The following is a 22,294-nucleotide window of genomic DNA, read 5'->3' on the forward strand; positions in this document are numbered from 1 at the left end:
GACCTTGACGATCAGCCGATCATATATCGGTGATGAATGTTTATACACGCCGAGAATAGGCTAGGTAAATTTTCATGGCTGTTCTAGCATCGATTGCATGATCTAAACAACCTCCCCCAAGAAGGTATCTCGCTCATGGATTTCGCTTATTCGCCCAAGGTTCAGGAACTGCGTGAGCGCGTAACAGCGTTCATGGACACCTACGTTTATCCCGCCGAAGCCGTGTTCGAGCGCCAGGTCGCCGAGGGCGACCGCTGGCAGCCGACCGCGATCATGGAAGAACTCAAACTCAAGGCCAAGGCTGAAGGGCTGTGGAATTTGTTTCTGCCTGAGTCTGAGCTCGGTGCCGGTCTGACCAACCTCGAATACGCGCCGCTGGCGGAAATCATGGGCCGCTCGCTGCTGGGGCCAGAGCCGTTCAACTGTTCGGCCCCGGACACCGGCAACATGGAAGTGCTGGTGCGTTACGCCAACGAAGAGCAGAAGCAACGCTGGCTCGAACCCTTGCTGCGCGGCGAGATCCGTTCGGCATTCGCCATGACCGAACCGGACGTGGCGTCCTCCGATGCCACCAACATGGCCGCCCGTGCGGTTCGCGATGGCGACGAGTGGGTGATCAACGGCAAGAAATGGTGGACCTCGGGTGCTTGCGACCCACGCTGCAAAATCCTGATTTTCATGGGGCTGAGCAATCCGGACGCGCCACGCCACGCCCAGCACTCGATGATTCTGGTGCCGGTCGATACCCCCGGCGTGAAGATTGTGCGTCCGCTGCCGGTGTTCGGTTACGACGATGCGCCCCATGGTCACGCCGAAGTGCTGTTTGAAAACGTCCGGGTGCCGTACGAAAACGTCCTGCTGGGTGAAGGCCGCGGCTTCGAAATCGCTCAAGGTCGCCTTGGCCCGGGCCGGATTCACCACTGTATGCGTTCGATCGGCATGGCCGAGCGTGCACTGGAACTGATGTGCAAGCGCTCGGTGAGCCGTACGGCATTCGGCAAGCCCCTGGCACGGCTGGGCGGTAACGTCGACAAGATCGCCGATTCGCGGATGGAGATCGACATGGCACGCCTGCTGACACTGAAGGCGGCGTACATGATGGACACCGTTGGCAACAAAGTGGCCCGCAGCGAGATCGCACAGATCAAGGTCGTCGCGCCGAACGTTGCGCTGCGGGTGATCGACCGGGCGATCCAGATCCATGGCGGGGCAGGGGTTTCCAACGATTTCCCGCTGGCCTACATGTACGCGATGCAGCGCACCCTGCGCCTGGCCGATGGCCCGGACGAAGTGCACCGTGCGGCGATCGGCAAGTTCGAAATCGGCAAGTATGTGCCTAAAGAAATGATGCGTAGCGGGCAGTAATACCGCGTCATCGTTCTTCGCGAGCAGGCTCGCTCCCACAAGGGAACTCTGTGGTCACAGATAGTGTGTTCACTGAAGATCCACTGTGGGAGCGAGCCTGCTCGCGAAGGCGTCCGTACATTCACCACAGCACTTTCAATACACCCAAACCTCAACCCGCCGATTCTTGATCCTTCCCTCATCGGCGCTATTGGCCGCCACCGGCATCTGCGCTCCAAACCCGCGAATCTCGCGAAACACCACACCGCTTTTCACCAACTCCCGCCTTACCGCCATGGCTCGCAGCTTCGACAACAGATCGGCGCGCGCCGGGTCGCTCTTGGCATCGCCAAAGCCCACCAGTGTTACCTGGCCATTGGTTTTGTCGTGCTGCTTTATATAGTCGAGCACCCGGGACAAATCTTGTTGCGCCTTGTTGTCCAGCGTTGCACTGCCTTCCTCGAAACGAAAGTTGACCGACAAACGCTGCGCATGCCGGCTCAGAGCCTGATAACCCTCGGGCATCAACGCATTGGGTGTCACGCTCATGGCCTGGACAGTCTGGGCGATGAAACCGTTGGCGGCGACAATCGCTTGCCCTTTACTGCTTTGGGCGAACGCCGCCAGTGCATCGGCCCAAGGGTTCTTTCCACTCGGCGGCAGATAAAAAAACAGTCGACGGGACAGCGGATAGTCTTCCGTGGCAATCAGGTTGTTCAGTGGCGGCATGGCTTGTGATTGCCCATCGACAATCGCCACGGCTTTGGCCTGACGCACGTAGGGCAGGCCGATAAAACCAATGCCTTGTGGGTCTGCACTCACGGCGTCGGACAGTTGCTCACTGGATTCGAAGCGTTTAGCCGTGCTACTGAGACTTTTCCCGCGATCACTCAGGACCAGTTCCTTGAAGGTGTCGTAGGTACCGGACTGATCATCCCGCGCATACAGATGAATCGGCCCGCCGCGTCCGCCGATTTCCTCCCAGGATCTGACTTCGCCACTGAAAATGCGCGCCAGTTGCTCGGTGCCGAGTTGATTCAGCGGATTGTCCGGGTGGAGGATGATCGCCAGGCCATCGATGGCGATGACTTGTTCTGCACCCGGGCTTTTCAGATCGCCCAGGGATGCAAGGCTCACCTGTTCACTGTCCTTGATTGGGCGCGATGAGGCGGCGAGGTCGGCATTGGCGGCTTTCAGGGCGGCAAAACCAGTACTCGAACCGTGGGCTGCGACTTCCACGACAACCCGGCTGCCCTGATCGGTTTCACCCACGATGCGCAGTTCGTTGGCGGTAGCCAGGGTTTCGCGGTGAATCCTGCGCAGGCCCTGTTCGCCCAGCAGGCCCTCGACCAGCGCCGGTCCCAGGGCCGCGCCGATGGTGTTGGAGCCCTGAATGCGCAGCACCGGGCCTTGTCCGGATGTCGGCAAACTGCCGGCAGCCGCCAGGTGTGGCAAGCCGAGGCACAGCATCAACAGGAACAATACGCGCAGCATCATGCCGGCACCTTAAATAGCCAAAGGAGGTGTCGGGAGATTAAGTCAGTAAGGTTTCCGAAAAATGACACTTTCCCATGTGGGAGCGAGCCTGCTCGCGAAGAGGGCGTATCAGTCGACATCATTGTTGAATGACACACCGCTTTCGCGAGCAGGCTCGCTCCCACAGGGAATTGATGCAGCCGTCAGGGATCAGCTCAACTCAAGCCAGATCGGCGCATGGTCCGAAGGTTTTTCCATGCCGCGCAGTTCGTAGTCCACACCGGCGGCCTTCACCCGCGGCAGCAAGCCGTGGGAGGCGAGGATCAGGTCGATGCGCAGGCCGCGCTTGGGTTCGTCTTCGAAGCCACGGCTGCGGTAGTCGAACCAGCTGAAGGTGTCGGTCACGTCCGGGTTCAGGTGACGGAAACTGTCGACCAGGCCCCAATTCTTCAGGCGGGCCATCCACTCGCGCTCTTCCGGCAGGAAGCTGCATTTGCCGGTCTTCAGCCAGCGCTTCATGTTGTCCGGGCCGATGCCGATGTCGCAGTCTTCCGGGGAAATGTTCACATCGCCCATCACCACCAGCGGCTGGTCGTTCTTGAACTGGCTTTCCAGCAATTGCTGCAAGTCGCCGTAGAAGCGTTCCTTGGCCGGGAATTTGGTCGGGTGGTCGCGGCTTTCGCCCTGTGGGAAATAACCGTTCATGATGGTGACCGGTACACCGTTGGCGTCGGCGAAGGTGCCCCAGATGAAACGCCGCTGGGCATCTTCTTCGTCGGTGGCGAACCCTTTATGCAGGGCCAGCGGTTCCTGGCGCGAGAGCAGGGCGACGCCGTAATGGCCTTTTTGCCCGTGGAAATACACGTGGTAGCCCAGCGCCTGCACTTCGGCCAGCGGGAACTGCTCATCGTGGACCTTGGTTTCCTGCAGGCCGATCACATCGGGCTGGTGCTTTTCGATCAGCGCCGCCAGCTGATGGGGACGGGCACGCAGCCCGTTGATGTTGAAGGAGACGATCTTCATGGTCGGCAGTCCTGGCAAAAGGGCGATGCTAGCTGACATGGGGGAATCGGGCCAGTGTGGGGTGTAGTCTTGTGTGGGCAGTGATGGCCTCTTCGCGAGCAAGCCCGCTCCCACAGGTTATGCGCCGGCCTTTGCTTTTGTGGGAGCGGGCTTGCTCGCGAAGGCGATTTCATTGCCTACACTGATTGCGGATCTTTAAGGAACTGTGTCAGCGCCGATCAACTCGTAACAACAGTAACAACAAGAGCGCAGCCATCCGAGCTGTGCCGGGGAGATCAACCGTCATGCCCGAAACTTCGACCGCCATCGCCGATATTCACATGCTCGACAGCGGCTACGCCCGTGAAGCCCGTTCGCTGCTGTACCAGGCTTATCGACACGAACCGACCTTCGGCTATTTGTTCGAAGCCGAACGCCCCGGTTACGAACAGCGGGTTCGCGCCACGGTGCGCGAACTGGTGACCCAGCACTTTCTCCAGGACCTGCCGGCCATCGGTCTGCTGGTCAACGACCGCCTGATCGGCATCGCCCTGATCGCGCCGCCGCAACGTCGCCTTGGGGTCACCGAAAGTTGGGCCTGGCGCCTGCGCATGGTGCTCAGCACGGGATTTCGCTGCACCCGTCGCTATCTGGAGTATCACGCTGCCGTGGAGGCCTGCGTGCCGAACGACTCGGTGCACGTCTTGCCGTTGCTGGGGGTTCACCCGCAGTTCCAGGGTCAGCATTTCGGCGAACAACTGTTGCAAGCCGTGCACAACTGGTGCGCGGTGGATGAACACTCACAGGGCGTGATCCTCGACACCGGGAATCCTCGTTATCTGGAGTTTTATAAACGTCAGGGCTATGAGGAAATCGGTGAAGTCGCCGTAGGGCCGGTTCGTGAGCACGTGTTTTTTCACCCCAATCCCCAGGTGTTACAGACAGCAACGGCTTAGCCCGCGAACTTTCTTTGCATGTCAGGCTCTATCACGCTTCCATGTTCATGAACCATGCTCGTGATAGCATCCGCGCCTATGAAGTTTCCAGGAAGATTTACCAGTGGCGTGCTCATGCTGTTTTCCAGCTGCACGGCGCTGGCGCAAAGTGAATTGGATGTGCGGATCAAACCGTCCAACGATGAACTGAAGGCCAATATAGAGGGCTATATCGGCAGCCTCGGCGATCGTGACGAAGAAGCCTTGCAGCGCTTCAGTCGTGGCGCCGAGGAGCAGGCGCGCAAGGCCGCCCAGGCCTTGGGTTATTACCAGCCGCACATCGACAGTGAAGTGAAGGGCGGCGAAAAGCCGCGCCTGGTGTTGAAGGTCGACCCCGGCGAGCCGGTGCACCTGCGCAATGTCACGGTGCGAGTCGAAGGACCCGCCGCGTCCCTCAAATCCTTTCGAATCCCCAAAAGCGACGCGCTCAAGTCCGGGGCCGTGCTCAACCATGGGCATTACGAGGACGCCAAGCGCCTGATCCAGAATCAGGCTTCGCGTTATGGCTTTTTCAGCGGCCGCTTCACCCGTTCGAAACTCTCGGTCGACCCGCGGGCCGGCGTTGCCGATATCGAACTGATCTATGAAAGCGGTCCGCGCTATACCTTGGGCAAGGTCAGTTTCGAGGGTGATACGCCGTTCGATGACGAGCTGCTGCAACGCATGGTGCCATTCAAGGCCGGTACACCCTATGACTCGGAGTTGATTGCCGAACTCAATCAGAACCTGCAATCGAGTGGCTACTTCGAAGGCGTGCGCGTGGACGCGGCACCCGCGGCGTCAAAAGAGAATGCGATCCCGGTGGACGTCAAGCTCGAAACCCGCAAGCCACGGACCATGGGCCTGGGCCTGGGTTTCTCCACCGACGTCGGCCCACGGGCCAAGGCCAACTGGACCCGGCACTGGGTCAACGCACAAGGTCACAGTTATGGCTGGGAAACCGAAGTCTCGGCACCCCGGCAAAACGTCGGGCTGTTCTACGACATTCCGCTGGACCCGCCACTGACCGACAAACTGCGTTTTGCCGGTGGCTACCAGAATGAAGAAATCGCCGATAAGGAAAGCCACAGCAAGTTGCTGACCCTCGGCCCCGAATGGCACAGCAAACTGCCCAGTGGCTGGCAACGGGTGGTATCGCTGAAGTGGCAGCGCGAGGATTACCAACTGGGCGATGACTCGGGACTCAGCACCTTGCTGATGCCCGGTGTGAGCTATTCGTACCTCAAAAGCGACAACCGCATCGATCCGCACAACGGCTATCGCCTGCAATTCGAGTCCAAAGTGGCCAAGGAGGGTCTGGGTTCTGACAGCAACCTGCTCTACGGCACGGCGTTGGTCAAAGGCCTGACCACGGTGTTCGATAAACACCGCTTCCTCGGGCGGGTGCAGGTCGGCGGCAGTGCCACCAACGGCTTCAAATCGGTTCCGCCATCGCTGCGCTTCTTCGCCGGTGGCGATCAGAGCGTGCGTGGCTACGACTATCAGAGCCTGTCCCCGGAAAACTCCGACGGCGACCGCATCGGTGGCCGCTACATGGTGGCCGCCAGCGCGGAATATCAGTATTCGGTCGCCGAAAAATGGCGAATCGCGACCTTTGTCGATCAGGGCAACGCTTTCAACACCCTCGAGCTGCCGAGCCTCAAGACCGGGGTCGGTATCGGCGTGCGCTGGGTCTCGCCGGTGGGGCCGATCCGCCTCGACCTGGCCCATGCGCTGGACGACGATGGCGGTATTCGACTGCACTTTTCCATGGGGCCTGAGCTGTGAAGCGTGGTTTGAAAGTAACGCTGCTGGCAATAGCCGCACTGTTGATGCTGATTGTCTTGACGCTGGCCACGGTGCTGGGCACAGCGACGGGCAGCCGCTGGGCGTTGGGCTTCGTACCGGGTTTGACCCTGGACAACTTCCAGGGCCGGCTGGGCGGGCAGTGGAGTGCCGACCGGGTGCTGTGGCAGCAGGACACCAGCCGGGTTGAACTGAACCAGGTGATTTTCGCCTGGTCGCCGTTGTGCCTGACCCGCATGACCTTGTGCATCGAGCAATTGCAGGCCGAGAAGGTCAGCCTGACGTTCCCGCCGGGTGGCGAAGAGCCGGACAGCGGCCCGATCACGCTCCCGGAGCTCAAGTTACCCTTGGCCATCGAGCTGGGGGAGATCAAGGTCGGCAGCCTGTTGTTCAACGGCAGCGAAGAGCTCAAGGGTTTGCAGCTGGTGGCGCACTGGACCGCGGCCGGTTTGAAGATCGATTCGGTATCGTTACAGCGCGATGACTTGAGCCTGAACCTGTCCGGCCTGCTGCAACCCAGCGGCAACTGGCCGCTCGGCGCCGAAGGTAAGCTGACCCTGTTGTCGACGCCTGAACCCTTGGTGCTGGCGTTGAAGGTCGACGGTGATCTGCTCAAGACCCTGAACCTGAAAGCCGACAGCAGCGGTTACCTCAACGGGCAACTGACCGGCGAACTGCAACCCCTGGTGGACAACCTGCCGGCCAAGGTACGGATCACCGCCGATGGTTTCAAACCCGGTGCCGATCTGCCGGACACCCTGCAACTCAATCAGCTTGAACTCACTGGCGCTGGCGACTTGAAGAACGGCTACGCGCTGCTCGGCAAGGCCACGCTGCCCGCCGAGCAAGGGCCGGTCGCCCTGGCGCTGCAAGGCAAGGTCGACGCCAACGGCGCGCAGATCGCCGCGTTGGACCTGACCGCCAACGACAAGCAAAGCCTCAAGCTCACAGGGCTTGTGGATTGGAGCAAAGGCCTGAGCGCCGAAGCGAAAATCGACTGGCTGGACTTCCCGTGGCACCGTCTCTATCCATTGATCGACGAGCCGGAGGTGGCGTTGCGCCGCTTCAACGGTGAGGTGTCCTACACCGACGGCAAGTACCTCGGTCATTTTGACGCCGCGGCGGATGGTCCGGCCGGCGCCTTCACCCTGGCCAGTCCGTTCGCGGGCGACCTGACGAAAATCTACCTGCAACAGATTCAACTCCAGGCCGGGCAGGGCAAGGCTGAAGGGCACCTGAACCTGCAGTTCGCCGACGGCATTGCCTGGGATACCGCGCTGGACCTGTCGGCGATCAACCCGGCGTACTGGGTCGCAGAGCTGCCGGGCACGCTGGCGGGGCCGTTGCGCAGCACCGGCGAACTGAAAAACGAAGTGCTCAGTCTCAATGCCGACCTGGACCTCAAGGGCAAACTGCGCGGCCAACCGGCGGTGATCCAGGCCAAGGCCGATGGCCGTGGTGAGCAATGGAACCTCAACGCCCTACAGGTTCGCCTGGGCGAGAACAGCATCAGCGGCAAGGGCAGCCTGCAACAGAAACTCGCCGGGCAGATCGATCTCAAGCTGCCGCGCCTGGCCCAGCTCTGGCCAGAGCTGCGCGGCCAACTCAATGGCCGCGTGGATGTCGCCGGCACGCTCAAGGCGCCCCAAGGCAAGCTTGACCTGCAGGGCTCGCAATTGGTTTTCCAGGACAATCGCCTGCAAAGCCTGAACCTGGACGCCACGCTGGACAGTGCGCAACGGGCAAAAATCGACCTCAAGGGCAGCGGCATCCAGGCCGGTGACACCTCGCTGGGAACCCTGACCGCTAGCGGCCAGGGCGACATCAAGAGCCAGAAGTTGAGCCTCGATCTGCAGGGGCCGAAACTGAAACTGGCGCTGGGTCTGGACGGTGCGCTGGATAAAGGCAATTGGCGCGGACGCCTGGCCAGCGGTGATATCCAGGCCGGTGGCCAGGACTGGAAGCTGCAAGGGCCGGCGAAACTCGAACGCCTGGCGGACGGCAAAATCAACTTCGGTGCCCATTGCTGGGCATCCGGCCAGGCCAGCCTGTGTGGTGAAGACTCGCGGCTGATGCCCGAGCCGAAGCTGCGTTATCACCTCAGGCAGTTCCCGATCGACAGCCTCGCGCAGTGGTTGCCGAAGGATTTCGCCTGGCAGGGCCGGCTCAATGCCGACCTGCAACTGGACCTGCCGGCCAGTGGCCCCAACGGCCAGGTCAGCGTCGATGCCGGCGGCGGCACGTTTCGCATCAAGGAAAAGGACCAGTGGCTGGACTTCCCGTACCAGACCCTGAAACTCACCAGCAAACTCACGCCCAAACGTATCGACACCGAACTCAATTTCGTTGGCGGCAAGCTCGGCGAACTGATGGTGCAGGCGCAGCTCAATCCGTTACCGAAGAACAAACCGTTGAGCGGCTCGTTCCGCTTGAGCGGGCTGGACCTGTCGGTGGCGCGACCGTTCGTGCCGATGGTCGAGAAGCTGACCGGGCGCCTGAATGGCAGCGGCACGATTTCCGGCGGGCTTTTGGCGCCGCAGGTCAATGGCAGTCTGCAACTCAGTGACGGCGTGGTGACCGGGCCTGAATTGCCGATGGAGCTGCAAAACCTGCACGTTCAGGCGCTCATCGCCGGTGAAAGCGTGCAACTGAACGGTGGCTGGAACAGCGGCAAGGCCGGGCAGGGCAGCTTGAACGGCAACATCGCCTGGGGTCAGGCGCTGGTGGTGGATCTGGCACTCAAAGGCTCGCAATTGCCGGTCACCGTCGAGCCTTACGCCAAGCTCGAAGTCGCACCGGACCTGAAGATCTCAATGAAGGGCGATGAGTTGGCCATCGCCGGTAAGGTGCTGGTGCCCAGGGGTGAAATCACCATTCGTGAATTGCCGCCGTCGACGGTCAAGGTCTCCGATGACACGGTGATCGTCGGTCAGCAGACCGAGGAGGGCAAGCCACCGCTGGCGATGAAGATGGACATCGAAGTGCTGGTCGGCGAGGACAAGCTGAGCTTTGCCGGGTTTGGCCTGACGGCGAATGTGCAGGGGCATGTGCATATCGGCGACAACATGGACACCCGTGGCGAGCTGTGGCTCAACGACGGGCGTTACCGCGCCTACGGCCAGCGGCTTTCAGTGCGCCGGGCACGTTTGCTGTTTGCCGGGCCCATTGATCAGCCGTACCTGGACATCGAAGCCATTCGCAAGACCGACGACATCATCGCCGGCATTCGTTTGAGTGGCAGCGCCGAACAACCGACCACGCAAATCTTTTCAGAACCGGCCATGAGCCAGGAGCAGGCCCTGTCCTATCTGGTGCTCGGGCGTCCGCTGAGCAGCAATGGCGAAGACAACAACATGCTCGCCCAGGCGGCCCTCGGGTTGGGTTTGATGGGCAGTTCCGGTTTGACCAGCGGCATCGCCAAGAACCTGGGCATCCAGGACTTCCAGCTCGACACCCAGGGCAGTGGCGACGCCACCAGTGTGGTGGCCAGTGGCAATATTTCCGAGAAGCTCAGCTTGCGCTATGGCGTCGGCGTGTTCGAACCGGCCAACACCATTGCCCTGCGCTACAAGCTGAGCAAAAGGGTCTACCTCGAAGCCGCCGGCGGCGTGGCCAGTTCGCTGGACATCTTCTACAAGCGGGATTTCTAAGCTCCCGTTTCCTCTCCAAACCGAGTCGCTGCCATCGCGAGCAGGCTCGCTCCCACAAGGGTTACGCAAGAACCTGTGGGAGCGAGCCTGCTCGCGAAGGCGTCGGCGTGGACAGCACAAAATCTGATGCCATTAGTCAACTATTTACCAAGCATGCTAACTATTGCGTTGACATTCGCTGCCTAGGCAGTAACATCTTGACATACATTCACTGCCTAGGCAGCTAACCGGTGGTCAGATGAAACATTTCTCTCCAGACGATTTCCACAATTGCCATCTCGGCCTGCTGCTCGGGCGCGCCGCGCTGCTCAAGGACCGGATCATCGACACCCACATGGAACCCCACGGCATCACCGCCGCGCAGTTCAAGGTGTTGATCATCATGGCCCAGTACGGCGTCGATTCGCCGGGCGAGTTGTGCCGTCACCTGTCCCTGGACAGCGGTTCGATGACTCGCATGCTCGATCGTCTGGAACAGAAGGGGTTCCTCGCCCGCCAACGCTCCGAGGCGGATCGCCGTCAGGTGCAGCTGGTACTCACGGAGGAAGGGCAGAGGCTGGCTGATCGCCTGCCGCACATCGGTGCCGAAGCCATGAATGAACTGGCCGGTGCCATCACTCCGGAAGAGCTGAAAACCCTGGAGATGATTCTGAAGAAGATTTTGGTAGCGGCCGGTGACTCTATCACCCTGCTGCGAGTAGGTGACAAATGAGCAACAAACCCTTGCGTGCCGGCCTGAGCCTGGTGCTGTTGGCCATGAGCCTGGCCGGTTGCGCCAGTTACAGCGGCCTGAAAACCGAAGGTGTCAGCCTCGACGCGAAAAACTTCAAGGCCGGGCAGTCCCTCGGCGGCGTGACCCTGTCGCCGGCCGCCTGGCCGAAAAGCGACTGGTGGAAAAGCCTTGGCGACCCGCAACTCGACGGCCTGATCCGCGAGGCCCTGCGCGACAGCCCGGACATGCAGATCGCCGGCGCCCGTGCCCACCAGGCCAGCGCCGCCGCCTACGCTGCCGACGCTGCGCGGATGCCGACCCTGGATGCCAGCGCCGGTGTCAGCCGCTCGCGCCTGGCCCGGGACCAGGACCCGCTCGGGCAGGGTGACGCTTACGCCACCATTCGCAATATCAGCACCAGTTTCAACTACAACTTCGACCTGTGGGGCGGCCAGCGTGATGCCTGGGAAGCGGCCCTCGGCCAGGCCCGTGCCGCCGAAGTCGACCAGCAGGCCGCGCAACTGACCCTGGCCGCCGACGTCGCCCGGGCCTACAGCGATCTCGGTCAGGCACACATCGTCTATGACCTGTCCAACGAAGACCTCAAGCGCACCCGGCAAATGCTCGAGCTGAGCCAACGCCGCCTGACGGCCGGGATCGACAGCCAGTACCAGTTCCAGCAGACCGAAAGCCTCGAAGCCACCTCCCAGGCCAATTTGATCGACGCTGAAAAGCGTCTGAACAGCGCGAAGATCGCCCTTGCGGTGCTGCTCGGCAAAGGTCCGGACCGCGGCAATGAAATTGCCCGGCCGAACATTCTTCAGCCGAGTGCGGTAGCGCTACCTTCGGTGTTGCCGGCCGAGTTGCTCGGGCGTCGCCCGGACCTGGTCGCCGCGCGCTGGCGGGTCGAGGCGGCGAGCAAAAGCATCGACGCCGGCAAGACCCGGTTCTACCCCAACCTGAACCTCAGCGCCGCTGCCGGCGCCGAGTCCTTGTTGGGCGATGCGATGTTTGGATCGGCCAGCCGCTTCTTCAGCATTGCACCGACGATTTCTGTGCCGATTTTCGACGGTGGCCGCTTGCGCGCCGACCTCGATTCGCGCGACGCCGACTACGACCTCGCGGTGGCGCAGTACAACAAAAGCCTGGTGAAGGCGCTGGGGGATGTCAGTGACAGCATCAACCAGCTGCGCGATATCGGCCGGCAGATCGCTGCCCAGCAGCACGCCACCGACATCGCCCAGGATTCCTACAACACCGTGGTCCAGCGTTACGGTTCCGGCATCGGCAACTACCTGGACGTGCTCAGCATCGAGCAGCAATTGCTCCAGGCCCAGCGTCAGCTGGCCAACCTGAACGCTGAGCAGATCGACCTGTCGATCCAACTGATGCAGGCGCTGGGCGGCGGTTTCCAGCCTGAGGCCATCGCCTCGGCCAACGCCACGCCAGCCACGCTGATCCACTAATTCAAGGTACTCGTCATGGCCACTGCCGATACAACTCAACCTCCTGAAAACTCCCAGGGCAACCCCAACTCGGGCAAACGCAAGTTCATGCTGCTGGTCCTGGCTGCCGCCGTCGTGCTCAGCGGCGCGGGCGTCTGGGCCTACCACGAGTTTTACGGGCGCTGGAGCGAAAGCACCGACGACGCCTATGTGAACGGCAACGTGGTGGAAATCACCCCGCTGGTCACGGGCACCGTGGTCAGCATCGGCGCCGACGATGGCGATCTGGTGCATGAAGGCCAGGTGCTGGTGAACTTCGACCCGAACGACGCCGAAATCGGTCTGCAAAATGCCCAGGCCAATCTGGCGCGTACCGTGCGTCAGGTGCGTGGCCTGTACAGCGATGTGGATGGCATGAAAGCCCAGGTCAATGCGCAGAAAGCCGAAGTGCAAAAGGCCCAGGACAACTTCAGCCGCCGCAAGAACCTCGCCGCCGGCGGGGCGATTTCCCAGGAAGAGCTGTCCCACGCCCGCGACGACCTGACCTCGGCGCAAAACGCCCTGGCCAATGCCGAACAAAAGCTCAAGACCACCAGCGCGCTGGTCGATGACACCGTGGTGTCTTCGCACCCGGACGTGATGGCCGCCGCCGCACAATTGCGTCAGGCCTACCTGAACAACTCACGCAGCGTCCTGATTGCACCGGTCACCGGTTACGTGGCCAAGCGCTCGGTGCAACTGGGCCAACGCGTGCAACCGGGTACCGCGCTGATGGCGGTGATTCCGCTGGATCAACTGTGGATCGATGCCAACTTCAAGGAAACCCAGCTGCGTGACATGCGCATTGGCCAACCGGTGGAGATCGAGACGGACCTGTACGGCAGCAGCGTGAAATACAGCGGCACCATCGACAGCCTCGGCGCCGGCACTGGCAGCGCCTTTGCCCTGCTGCCGGCGCAGAACGCCACCGGTAACTGGATCAAGATCGTGCAGCGCGTGCCGGTGCGAGTCCACATCAACGCCGAAGAACTGGCAAAACATCCGCTGCGGGTCGGCCTGTCGACCATGGTCGACGTAGACCTGCACGACCAGAGCGGGCCGGTGCTGGCACAACAGCCGCCGCAGAAGGCTTCGTTCAGCACCAACGTCTACGACCGTCAGCTGGCCGAGGCCGACGCGATGATCACCCAGTTGATCCACGACAACAGCGCTGCGGTCAGCAAAACCGCGCAACGCTGAAATGCCATTACCTCGACCCTGTGGGAGCCGGCTGTGGCGAGGGGGCTTGCCCCCGTTTGAGTGCGCAGCACTCACAAGATCTTCGATACATCGGAAATTTTGGGGCTGCTTCGCAGCCCAACGGGGGCAAGCCCCCTCGCCACAGTTCGCTCCCACAGGGTTAGCTGCGCCCGTCTGGTATCAAAGGATTCGCCATGAGCAATAACGCGTCTTTCACACCGCCCAGCCTGCTGCTCAGCACCATCGGCCTGTCGCTGGCGACCTTCATGCAGGTGCTCGACACCACCATCGCCAACGTGGCGCTGCCGACGATCTCCGGCAACCTGGGCGTGAGTTCGGAGCAGGGCACCTGGGTCATCACCTCGTTCGCCGTGAGCAATGCCATCGCCTTGCCGCTGACCGGTTGGCTCAGTCGGCGTTTTGGTGAGGTGAAGCTGTTTGTCTGGGCGACGCTGCTGTTCGTGCTGGCCTCGTTCCTGTGCGGGATATCCACCTCGATGCCCGAGCTGGTGGGCTTCCGGGTGCTGCAAGGGGTGGTGGCGGGGCCGTTGTACCCGATGACCCAGACATTGCTGATTGCGGTCTATCCGCCAGCGAAACGGGGGCTGGCCCTGGCGCTGCTGGCGATGGTCACCGTGGTCGCGCCGATTGCCGGGCCGATCCTCGGCGGCTGGATCACCGACAGCTACAGCTGGCCGTGGATTTTCTTCATCAACGTGCCGATCGGCCTGTTCGCGGCATGGGTGGTCACCCAGCAGATGAAAAAGCGCCCGGTGGTCACCAGCCGCCAGCCGATGGATTACGTCGGCCTGATCGCGCTGATCATCGGTGTCGGGGCGCTGCAGATCGTGCTCGACAAGGGCAACGATGCCGACTGGTTTGAATCCAGCTTCATCGTGATCGGCAGTGTGATTTCGGTGGTAGCCCTGGCCTTCTTCATCATTTGGGAAATGACCGATGAACACCCTGTGGTCAACCTGCGCCTGTTCGCCCACCGCAACTTCCGCTACGGCACCATCGTGCTGATCCTGGGCTATGCCGGGTTCTTCGGGATCAACCTGATCCTGCCGCAGTGGCTGCAGACACGCTTGGGCTACACCGCGACCTGGGCCGGTTTTGCCGTGGCACCGCTGGGGATCCTGCCGGTGTTGCTGGCACCTTTTGTTGGCAAATACGCACCGAAATTCGACATGCGGTTACTGGCGGGCGGGGCGTTCCTGGCCATTGGCCTCAGTTGCTTCATGCGCGCCGGGTTCACCAATGAAGTGGATTTCCAGCACATCGCCATGGTGCAGCTGTTCATGGGGATCGGCGTGGCGTTGTTCTTCATGCCGACCCTGACCATCCTGCTCTCGGACCTGCCGCCGAGCCAGATTGCCGATGGTTCCGGGTTGGCGACGTTCCTGCGGACCCTGGGCGGTAGTTTCGCGGCGTCGCTGACCACCTGGATCTGGATTCGCCGTGCCGACCAGCACCATGCCTACCTGACCGAAAGCATCACCCCGTTCGACCCGGCGACCCGCGAAGCGCTGAGCAACCTGGGCGGGGCGGGGGCCAAGGCCTACACGCAACTGGATCAGATGGTGATCAGTCAGGCGTACATCATGTCCACGGTGGATTACTTCACCTTGCTGGGCTGGATGTTCATGGGGCTGATCCTGATCGTGTGGCTGGCCAAGCCGCCGTTTACGGCGAAGGCCGGGCCTGCGGCGTCTGCCGGGCACTAACAAACACTGCAGAACCCCTGTGGGAGCGAGCTTGCTCGCGATGGCGGTGGATCAGTCAACAGAGATGTTGAATGTTAATCCGCTATCGCGAGCAAGCTCGCTCCCACAGGGATCTCCTACAGCCTTCAGTTCGCGGGAGCTGCCAATTGCGGCGGCGGGGCGAAGTCAAACGGCGCCAGCGCAAACCCTTGTTCGTCGACCTGCAACGCCCAACCCTGACGATCCCAATCCCCCAGCACGATGCGCCGGGCGGCCTGGTCGCCCAACTGCAACTTGTGGATGGCCGGACGATGGGTATGCCCGTGGATCAAGGTCTTCACCCCGAACTCCTGCATGATCCGCGGAATCTCTTCGGGCGTGACGTCGACGATGTCATTGGCCTTCATCCGCACCTGTGCACGGCTTTCACTGCGCAGTTTGCGTGCCAGCTTGTGCCGGGTGCGCAAGGGCAGGTTGCGCAGGATGAACAGGGTGATCGGGTTGCGCAGGTAGCGGCGCAGCTTCATATAGCCTTCGTCGCGTGTGCACAGGCTGTCGCCGTGCATCAGCAGCACCGGCTCGCCGTTGAATTGCACGACACTCGGGTCTTTCAGCAGGGTGCAGCCGGCCTGCTTGCAGAAGGCCTTGCCGAGCATGAAATCACGATTGCCGTGCATCAGGAAAATGGCCGTGCCGCTGTCGCTGAGGTCGCGCAGGGCCTGGCAGATGGAACGCTGGAAGGGCGTCATGGCGTCGTCGCCAATCCACACCTCGAAAAAGTCGCCCAGGATGTACAACGCACTCGCCGAGCGGGCGCGTCCGGCGAGCAAATCCAGAAACGCCCGGGTGATGTCCGGGCGCTCCTCTTCCAGATGTAAATCTGAAATCAGCAATATCACTCAATGATCTCGGCTTTCTCGATGATCACGTCGTCTGCCGGTACGTCCTGGTGGCCGGCCTTGGAAGTGGTGGCCACGCCTTTGATCTTGTCGACAACGTCGGTGCCGGCGGTCACTTTACCGAATACCGCGTAGCCCCAGCCTTGAACGTTCTTGCCGCTGTGGTTGAGGAAGCTGTTGTCCGCCACGTTGATGAAGAACTGTGCAGAAGCCGAATGCGGCTCCATGGTGCGGGCCATGGCGATGGTGTACTTGTCGTTGGAAAGACCGTTGTCGGCTTCGTTCTGGATGCTTGGACGCTTGTCTTTCTTTTCTTTCATGCCTGGCTCGAAACCGCCGCCCTGGATCATGAAGTTACCGATGACGCGGTGGAAAACGGTGTTTTCGTAGTGACCGGCTTTAACGTACTCGACGAAGTTGGCCACGGTGATCGGGGCTTTGTCGGCGTTCAGTTCGATGACGATGTCACCAAAGTTGGTAGTCAGTTTGACTTGGGTCATGATCGTTACTCATTTAAGGAATTCGTGGTTTTGGAACATTCCATCCCGCAACCGGTTCAGCCTGTCTCGGCCAAGGTGCGCAGTTTAGCGTGACAGGCACGAATTTCGAGGCAGTTTTTTCATTTGCAGCCCATTAAATGCGACGGTTTACAGAGTGCGCTCTGTCAGGCACTTGACGGCATCGGCTATGATAGCGGCTTTGTTTTGTCCGGCCTTCATTACGGCCACGCACTTGTACGTTCAAGGATCCTATGAGCAAGCCCACTGTCGACCCTACCTCGAATGCCAAGACCGGCCCAGCCGTGCCGGTCAACTTCCTGCGGCCGATCATCCAGGCAGACCTGGACTCGGGCAAGCACACGCAGATCGTCACCCGTTTCCCGCCTGAGCCCAACGGCTACCTGCACATCGGCCATGCCAAGTCGATCTGTGTGAACTTCGGCCTGGCCCAGGAGTTCGGCGGCGTCACGCACCTGCGTTTCGACGACACCAACCCGGCCAAGGAAGACCAGGAATACATCGACGCGATCGAAAGCGACGTCAAATGGCTGGGCTTCGAGTGGTCCGGTGAAGTGCGCTACGCCTCGCAGTATTTCGACCAGTTGCACGACTGGGCGGTGGAGTTGATCAAATCCGGCAATGCCTACGTCGATGACCTGACTCCGGAGCAAGCCAAGGAATACCGTGGCAGCCTGACCGAACCGGGCAAGAACAGCCCGTTCCGCGACCGCAGCGTCGAAGAGAACCTGGACCTGTTCGCCCGCATGAAAGCCGGCGAGTTCAAGGACGGCGCACGGGTGCTGCGGGCCAAGATCGACATGGCCTCGCCGAACATGAACCTGCGTGATCCGATCATGTATCGCATCCGTCACGCTCACCACCACCAGACCGGTGACAAGTGGTGCATCTACCCGAACTACGACTTCACCCACGGTCAGTCGGACGCCATCGAAGGCATCACCCATTCGATCTGCACCCTGGAATTCGAAAGCCACCGTCCGCTGTACGAGTGGTTCCTCGAGCACTTGCCGGTGCCGGCCAACCCGCGCCAGTACGAGTTCAGCCGCCTGAACCTGAACTACACCATCACCAGCAAGCGCAAGCTCAAGCAGTTGGTCGATGAAAAGCACGTCAACGGCTGGGACGACCCGCGCATGTCCACGCTGTCGGGTTTCCGCCGCCGTGGCTACACGCCGAAATCGATCCGCAACTTCTGCGAAATGATCGGCACCAACCGTTCCGACGGCGTGGTCGACTTCGGCATGCTCGAGTTCAGCATCCGTGACGACCTCGACCAGAGCGCCCCGCGTGCCATGTGTGTGCTGCGTCCGCTGAAAGTCGTGATCACCAACTACCCGGAAGGCCAGGTCGAGAACCTCGAACTGCCGCGTCATCCGAAAGAAGACATGGGCGTGCGCGCTTTGCCGTTCGCCCGTGAAATCTACATCGACCGTGAAGACTTCATGGAAGAGCCGCCGAAGGGCTACAAGCGCCTGGAACCGGCCGGTGAAGTGCGTCTGCGTGGCAGCTACGTGATCCGCGCCGACGAAGCGATCAAGGACGCCGATGGCAACATCGTCGAACTGCGCTGCTCGTACGATCCGGACACCCTGGGCAAGAACCCGGAAGGCCGCAAGGTCAAAGGCGTGATCCACTGGGTGCCGGCCGCTGCCAGCGTCGAGTGCGAAGTGCGTCTGTACGATCGTCTGTTCCGTTCTCCGAACCCGGAGAAGGCCGAAGACAGCGCCAGTTTCCTGGACAACATCAACCCTGACTCGCTGCAGGTACTCACCGGTTGTCGTGCTGAGCCTTCGCTGGGCAATGCACAGCCGGAAGACCGTTTCCAGTTCGAGCGCGAAGGCTACTTCGTCGCCGATCTCAAGGACTCGAAACCAGGTCAGCCGGTATTCAACCGTACCGTGACCCTGCGTGATTCGTGGGGCCAGTGATTCAGCGTCAAGGGAAATAACGTGCTTACGATCTACAACACGCTCACCAAGAGTAAAGAAGTCTTCAAGCCGCTCGATGGCAACAAGGTGCGCATGTACGTGTGCGGCATGACCGTGTACGACTACTGCCACCTGGGCCACGGCCGCAGCATGGTTGCGTTCGACCTGGTGACCCGCTGGTTGCGCTTCAGCGGTTACGACCTGACCTATGTGCGCAACATCACCGACATTGACGACAAGATCATCAATCGGGCCAACGAGAACGGCGAGTCGTTCGAAGCCTTGACCGAGCGCATGATCGCGGCGATGCACGAAGACGAAGCGCGCCTGAACATCAAGAAACCGGACATGGAGCCGCGTGCTACCGATCACATCCCGGGCATGCACGCGATGATCCAGACCCTGATCGACAAGGGTTACGCCTACGCCCCCGGCAATGGCGACGTGTACTACCGCGTCGGCAAGTTCATGGGCTACGGCAAGCTGTCGCGCAAAAAGATCGAAGACCTGCGCATTGGTGCGCGCATCGAAGTCGACGAGTCCAAGCAGGACCCGCTGGACTTCGTGCTGTGGAAAGCCGCCAAGCCGGGCGAGCCGAGCTGGGAATCGCCGTGGGGCGCCGGGCGTCCGGGCTGGCACATCGAGTGCTCGGTGATGTCGACCTGCTGCCTCGGTGAGACTTTCGACATTCATGGCGGCGGCAGCGATCTTGAGTTCCCGCACCACGAAAACGAAATCGCCCAGAGCGAAGCGGCCACCGGCAAGACCTACGCCAACGCGTGGATGCATTGCGGCATGATCCGTATCAATGGCGAGAAGATGTCCAAGTCCTTGAACAACTTCTTCACCATCCGCGACGTGCTCGACAAGTACCACCCGGAAGTCGTGCGTTACCTGCTGGTGTCGAGCCACTACCGCAGCGCGATCAACTATTCGGAAGACAACCTCAAGGACGCCAAGGGCGCCCTGGAGCGTTTCTACCACGCGTTGAAAGGCCTGCCGAACGTGGCACCTGCCGGCGGCGAAGCCTTTGTCGAGCGTTTCACCCAGGTGATGAACGACGACTTCGGCACGCCGGAAGCCTGCGCGGTGCTGTTCGAGATGGTCCGCGAGATCAACCGTCTGCGCGAGAGCGATCTCAATGCAGCGGCCGGCCTGGCGGCGCGTCTGAAAGAACTGGCCAGCGTGCTGGGTGTGTTGCAGCTCGAAGCCGATGACTTCCTGCAGGCCGGTGCCGAAGGCCGCGTGGATGCAGCCGAAGTCGAGGCGCTGATTGCCGCTCGCCTGGCGGCACGTGCCGGCAAGGACTGGGCCGAATCCGACCGCATCCGCGACCAGCTCACCGCCATGGGCGTGGTGCTGGAAGACGGCAAGGGCGGCACGACCTGGCGTCTGGCTGACTGATAGATGTAATGCTGAAAAACAAAAACCCGCCTTGTGCGGGTTTTTGTTTATGGGGTTGGCAGTTCATTTTGAAGTGACAGGGCTGACGCCTTCGCGAGCAGGCTCGCTCCCACAGGTTCTGTGGTGTGCGCAGATTTTGTGTTCGACACGGACACTGTGGGAGCGAGCTTGCTCGCGAAGGGGCCCGTTCGGGCAACTTGTCATTCAGCCTGACGCAACCGCTTGTAAAGGGTATTGCGACTAACCCCCAACAGCCGGGCCAGATACGAAATATTCCCCCCGACCGCCTGTAACTGCCGATTCAGTGCTTCCACATCATTCAAGTCGATGCCCAGCGGCTCCGGCGTCTCCACCGGCTCCATCTCCAGGTCGACAAAAAAATCATCCGGCAAGTGCTCTGCCCGCACCGGTTGTTCCTCGGCCATGGCCAGGGCCACCTGGATCACGCTGCTGACCTGGCGCAAGTTGCCCGGCCACGGGTGGCGGCCGAACAACGCCATCACTTCCTGGCTCAAACCGGCCCATTGCGCCGGTTCGCGGTGCTGCTCCCACAGGCGTTTGAACAGTGCCTCCTTATCGCTGCGTTCGCGCAGGGGCGGCAACTCCAGAGTCAGGCCGCCGATGCGGTAATACAGGTCTTCACGAAACCGCCCCAGCTGTACTTGTTCGCGCAGCGAGCGGTTGGTCGCTGAAATGATGCGCAAGTCCACAGGGAACAATTCGCTGCTGCCCACCGGCTGAACGCAACGCTCCTGCAACACCCGCAACAGTCGCGCCTGTGTCGGCAGCGGCATGTCACCGATTTCGTCGAGAAACAGCGTGCCTTTGTCAGCCTTGCGGATCAGCCCGATGCTGCCTTTCTGGTTGGCGCCGGTGAAGGCACCTTTCTCATAACCGAATAGCTCGGATTCCACCAGTTCAGCGGGAATCGCCGCACAGTTGACGGCGATGAGCGCTTGTTTGCTGCGCGAGCTGGCGTGGTGCAGGGCTTTGACGAAGACTTCCTTGCCGACCCCGGTTTCACCGTGGATCAGCAGTGGAATGTCTTTTTCCAGCAAACGTTCGGCCTGGCGCACGGCTTTTTCCACGCGGCTGTCGCCGAAATGCAGGGTGTTGAGGCTGATGGCCGCGGGTGCAGCTACAACCGGCTCGGTGAACACTCGGGGTTGAATGGATGCCTGTTTCGGCCGCTTCAGCAGGCACTGGAAGCGGTTGCGTCCTGAGGTTTGCAAGGCGAAGGGCAGGCCTTCGGGCTGATTGAGCAGTTCCAGCAGCGAGACCTTGAACAGGCTCTCGACACTGACCCGCGACAGGCTGATGCCCAGCAGATTGTCGGCCCGGCGATTGGCCGACAGCACCTGGCCGCTTTCATCGAAAATCAGCAAACCGGCCCATTGGCTGTCGAGGTTGTTCAACCCGGTATTGAACGTCAACTGGAAATGCTGGCCGTGGAACAGGTTGAGGATCAGCCGGTTTTCCACGGTCTGGCTCATCATCTTGACCATGCCCAGGGTGTGCGATGGCGGCAGGTAGCTGTCGCTGGACACGTCCAGCACTGCGATCACCTTGCGATCGGCATCGAAAATCGGCGCGGCGGAACCGGTCATGAAGCGGTTGGCCTTGAGGAAATGTTCATCGTGCTCGATGTGCACGGCTTGTTCACAGGCCAGGGCGGTGCCAATGGCGTTGGTGCCGGTGCAACGTTCCATCCAGCTGGCGCCGGCGCTGAAACCCCGGGCCAGTTTCGGCTCGATAAAGCGCTGGGTGCCCCACGATGTGAGCACCTGGCCCTGATGGTCGGCGAGCATGATCAGGCAATTGGAATTGCTCAGGATGTTCTCGTAGTAGGGCAGCACTTCCTGATGGGTGGTTTGCACCAGTGAATGCTGGCTCTCCAGCAGTTGCGCGATGCCCGCGGCCGGCAATTGATCGAATGCCGGAGCGCTCTGATGACTGAGGCCGAACGCGCGGCAACGCGACCAGGAGTCCTGGATGATGGCGTCGTGGGACAGCGGCGATGCGGGTGCGGGCATGGCAGTCAGTCTCTGAATCAGCATTTTATTGTTGTTATGGGTACATGCGCCCCCTGTAGGAGCTGCCGCAGGCTGCGATCTCTTGATCTTGTTTTTGAAGAGCAAGATCAAGAGATCGCAGCCTGCGGCAGCTCCTACAAGGGCCGTGAACAGTC

General features: G+C 61.1%; 15 protein-coding genes. 10 read left to right on the plus strand and 5 right to left on the minus strand.

Translation table 11 applies throughout. From position 1 onward, the window contains the following. The first annotated feature begins 135 nt into the window (after window positions 1-135). Window positions 136-1,365, plus strand: a complete 1,230-nt coding sequence (locus tag AC3WJW_RS20325; RefSeq protein WP_095966522.1) for an acyl-CoA dehydrogenase — start codon at window positions 136-138, stop codon at window positions 1,363-1,365. Between the two features lie 135 nt (window positions 1,366-1,500). On the opposite strand, the gene AC3WJW_RS20330 is transcribed toward AC3WJW_RS20325, so the two are convergent. Together AC3WJW_RS20330 and xthA are read right to left on the minus strand one after the other, a co-directional pair. Beyond that, window positions 1,501-2,841 carry a substrate-binding domain-containing protein gene (locus tag AC3WJW_RS20330; RefSeq protein ID WP_493727145.1) on the minus strand — a complete coding sequence of 447 codons (1,341 nt, stop codon included), beginning with the start codon at window positions 2,839-2,841 and terminating at the stop codon, window positions 1,501-1,503. Window positions 2,842-3,030: 189 nt separating this feature from the next. Next, complete coding sequence (gene xthA / locus AC3WJW_RS20335) at window positions 3,031-3,843, minus strand: exodeoxyribonuclease III (protein ID WP_007970500.1); 813 nt, start codon at window positions 3,841-3,843, stop codon at window positions 3,031-3,033. A gap of 284 nt (window positions 3,844-4,127) precedes the next feature. Here xthA and AC3WJW_RS20340 point away from each other — a divergent pair, with 284 nt between their 5' ends. The 7 genes from AC3WJW_RS20340 (at window position 4,128) to AC3WJW_RS20370 (ending at window position 15,375) form a co-directional block, all read left to right on the plus strand. Beyond that, window positions 4,128-4,778: a GNAT family N-acetyltransferase gene (locus AC3WJW_RS20340; RefSeq protein WP_095966520.1), complete on the plus strand. Its 651-nt coding sequence runs from the start codon at window positions 4,128-4,130 to the stop codon at window positions 4,776-4,778. A gap of 78 nt (window positions 4,779-4,856) precedes the next feature. Next, window positions 4,857-6,584 carry an autotransporter assembly complex protein TamA gene (locus tag AC3WJW_RS20345; protein WP_493727146.1) on the plus strand — a complete coding sequence of 576 codons (1,728 nt, stop codon included), beginning with the start codon at window positions 4,857-4,859 and terminating at the stop codon, window positions 6,582-6,584. Continuing rightward, the gene (locus AC3WJW_RS20350; protein WP_493727147.1) at window positions 6,581-10,252 is read left to right on the plus strand and encodes a translocation/assembly module TamB domain-containing protein; all 3,672 of its coding nucleotides are present in this window, start codon (window positions 6,581-6,583) and stop codon (window positions 10,250-10,252) included. Before AC3WJW_RS20345 ends, AC3WJW_RS20350 begins: the two co-directional genes overlap by 4 nt. A gap of 238 nt (window positions 10,253-10,490) precedes the next feature. After that, window positions 10,491-10,964, plus strand: a complete 474-nt coding sequence (locus tag AC3WJW_RS20355) for a MarR family winged helix-turn-helix transcriptional regulator (RefSeq protein ID WP_493727148.1) — start codon at window positions 10,491-10,493, stop codon at window positions 10,962-10,964. Further along, on the plus strand, window positions 10,961-12,430 hold the full coding sequence (locus tag AC3WJW_RS20360) for an efflux transporter outer membrane subunit (RefSeq protein WP_493727149.1): 1,470 nt from the start codon (window positions 10,961-10,963) through the stop codon (window positions 12,428-12,430). Before AC3WJW_RS20355 ends, AC3WJW_RS20360 begins: the two co-directional genes overlap by 4 nt. A 15-nt stretch (window positions 12,431-12,445) precedes the next feature. After that, window positions 12,446-13,648, plus strand: a complete 1,203-nt coding sequence (locus AC3WJW_RS20365; protein WP_493727150.1) for an HlyD family secretion protein — start codon at window positions 12,446-12,448, stop codon at window positions 13,646-13,648. A 194-nt stretch (window positions 13,649-13,842) separates the two neighbouring features. Beyond that, the gene (locus tag AC3WJW_RS20370; RefSeq protein WP_104447799.1) at window positions 13,843-15,375 is read left to right on the plus strand and encodes a DHA2 family efflux MFS transporter permease subunit; all 1,533 of its coding nucleotides are present in this window, start codon (window positions 13,843-13,845) and stop codon (window positions 15,373-15,375) included. A 125-nt stretch (window positions 15,376-15,500) separates the two neighbouring features. On the opposite strand, the gene lpxH is transcribed toward AC3WJW_RS20370, so the two are convergent. Both lpxH and AC3WJW_RS20380 read right to left on the minus strand, forming a co-directional pair. After that, window positions 15,501-16,253 carry a UDP-2,3-diacylglucosamine diphosphatase gene (gene lpxH / locus AC3WJW_RS20375; protein ID WP_493727151.1) on the minus strand — a complete coding sequence of 251 codons (753 nt, stop codon included), beginning with the start codon at window positions 16,251-16,253 and terminating at the stop codon, window positions 15,501-15,503. Then, on the minus strand, window positions 16,250-16,753 hold the full coding sequence (locus AC3WJW_RS20380; protein WP_007970485.1) for a peptidylprolyl isomerase: 504 nt from the start codon (window positions 16,751-16,753) through the stop codon (window positions 16,250-16,252). The genes lpxH and AC3WJW_RS20380 overlap by 4 nt, the downstream gene beginning before the upstream one ends. Before the next feature lie 251 nt (window positions 16,754-17,004). Between AC3WJW_RS20380 and AC3WJW_RS20385 the strand changes: the two genes are divergently transcribed. Together AC3WJW_RS20385 and cysS are read left to right on the plus strand one after the other, a co-directional pair. After that, window positions 17,005-18,702, plus strand: a complete 1,698-nt coding sequence (locus AC3WJW_RS20385; RefSeq protein ID WP_104447796.1) for a glutamine--tRNA ligase/YqeY domain fusion protein — start codon at window positions 17,005-17,007, stop codon at window positions 18,700-18,702. Window positions 18,703-18,723: 21 nt separating this feature from the next. After that, a complete protein-coding gene (cysS, locus tag AC3WJW_RS20390; RefSeq protein ID WP_007970481.1) occupies window positions 18,724-20,106 on the plus strand; it encodes a cysteine--tRNA ligase in 1,383 nt (460 codons plus the stop codon). 200 nt (window positions 20,107-20,306) lie between these two features. On the opposite strand, the gene AC3WJW_RS20395 is transcribed toward cysS, so the two are convergent. Then, the gene (locus tag AC3WJW_RS20395; protein WP_493727152.1) at window positions 20,307-22,139 is read right to left on the minus strand and encodes a sigma-54-dependent Fis family transcriptional regulator; all 1,833 of its coding nucleotides are present in this window, start codon (window positions 22,137-22,139) and stop codon (window positions 20,307-20,309) included. Between the last annotated feature and the right edge of the window lie 155 nt (window positions 22,140-22,294).

The organism is Pseudomonas sp. GW821-FHT07G06 (assembly GCF_058986625.1).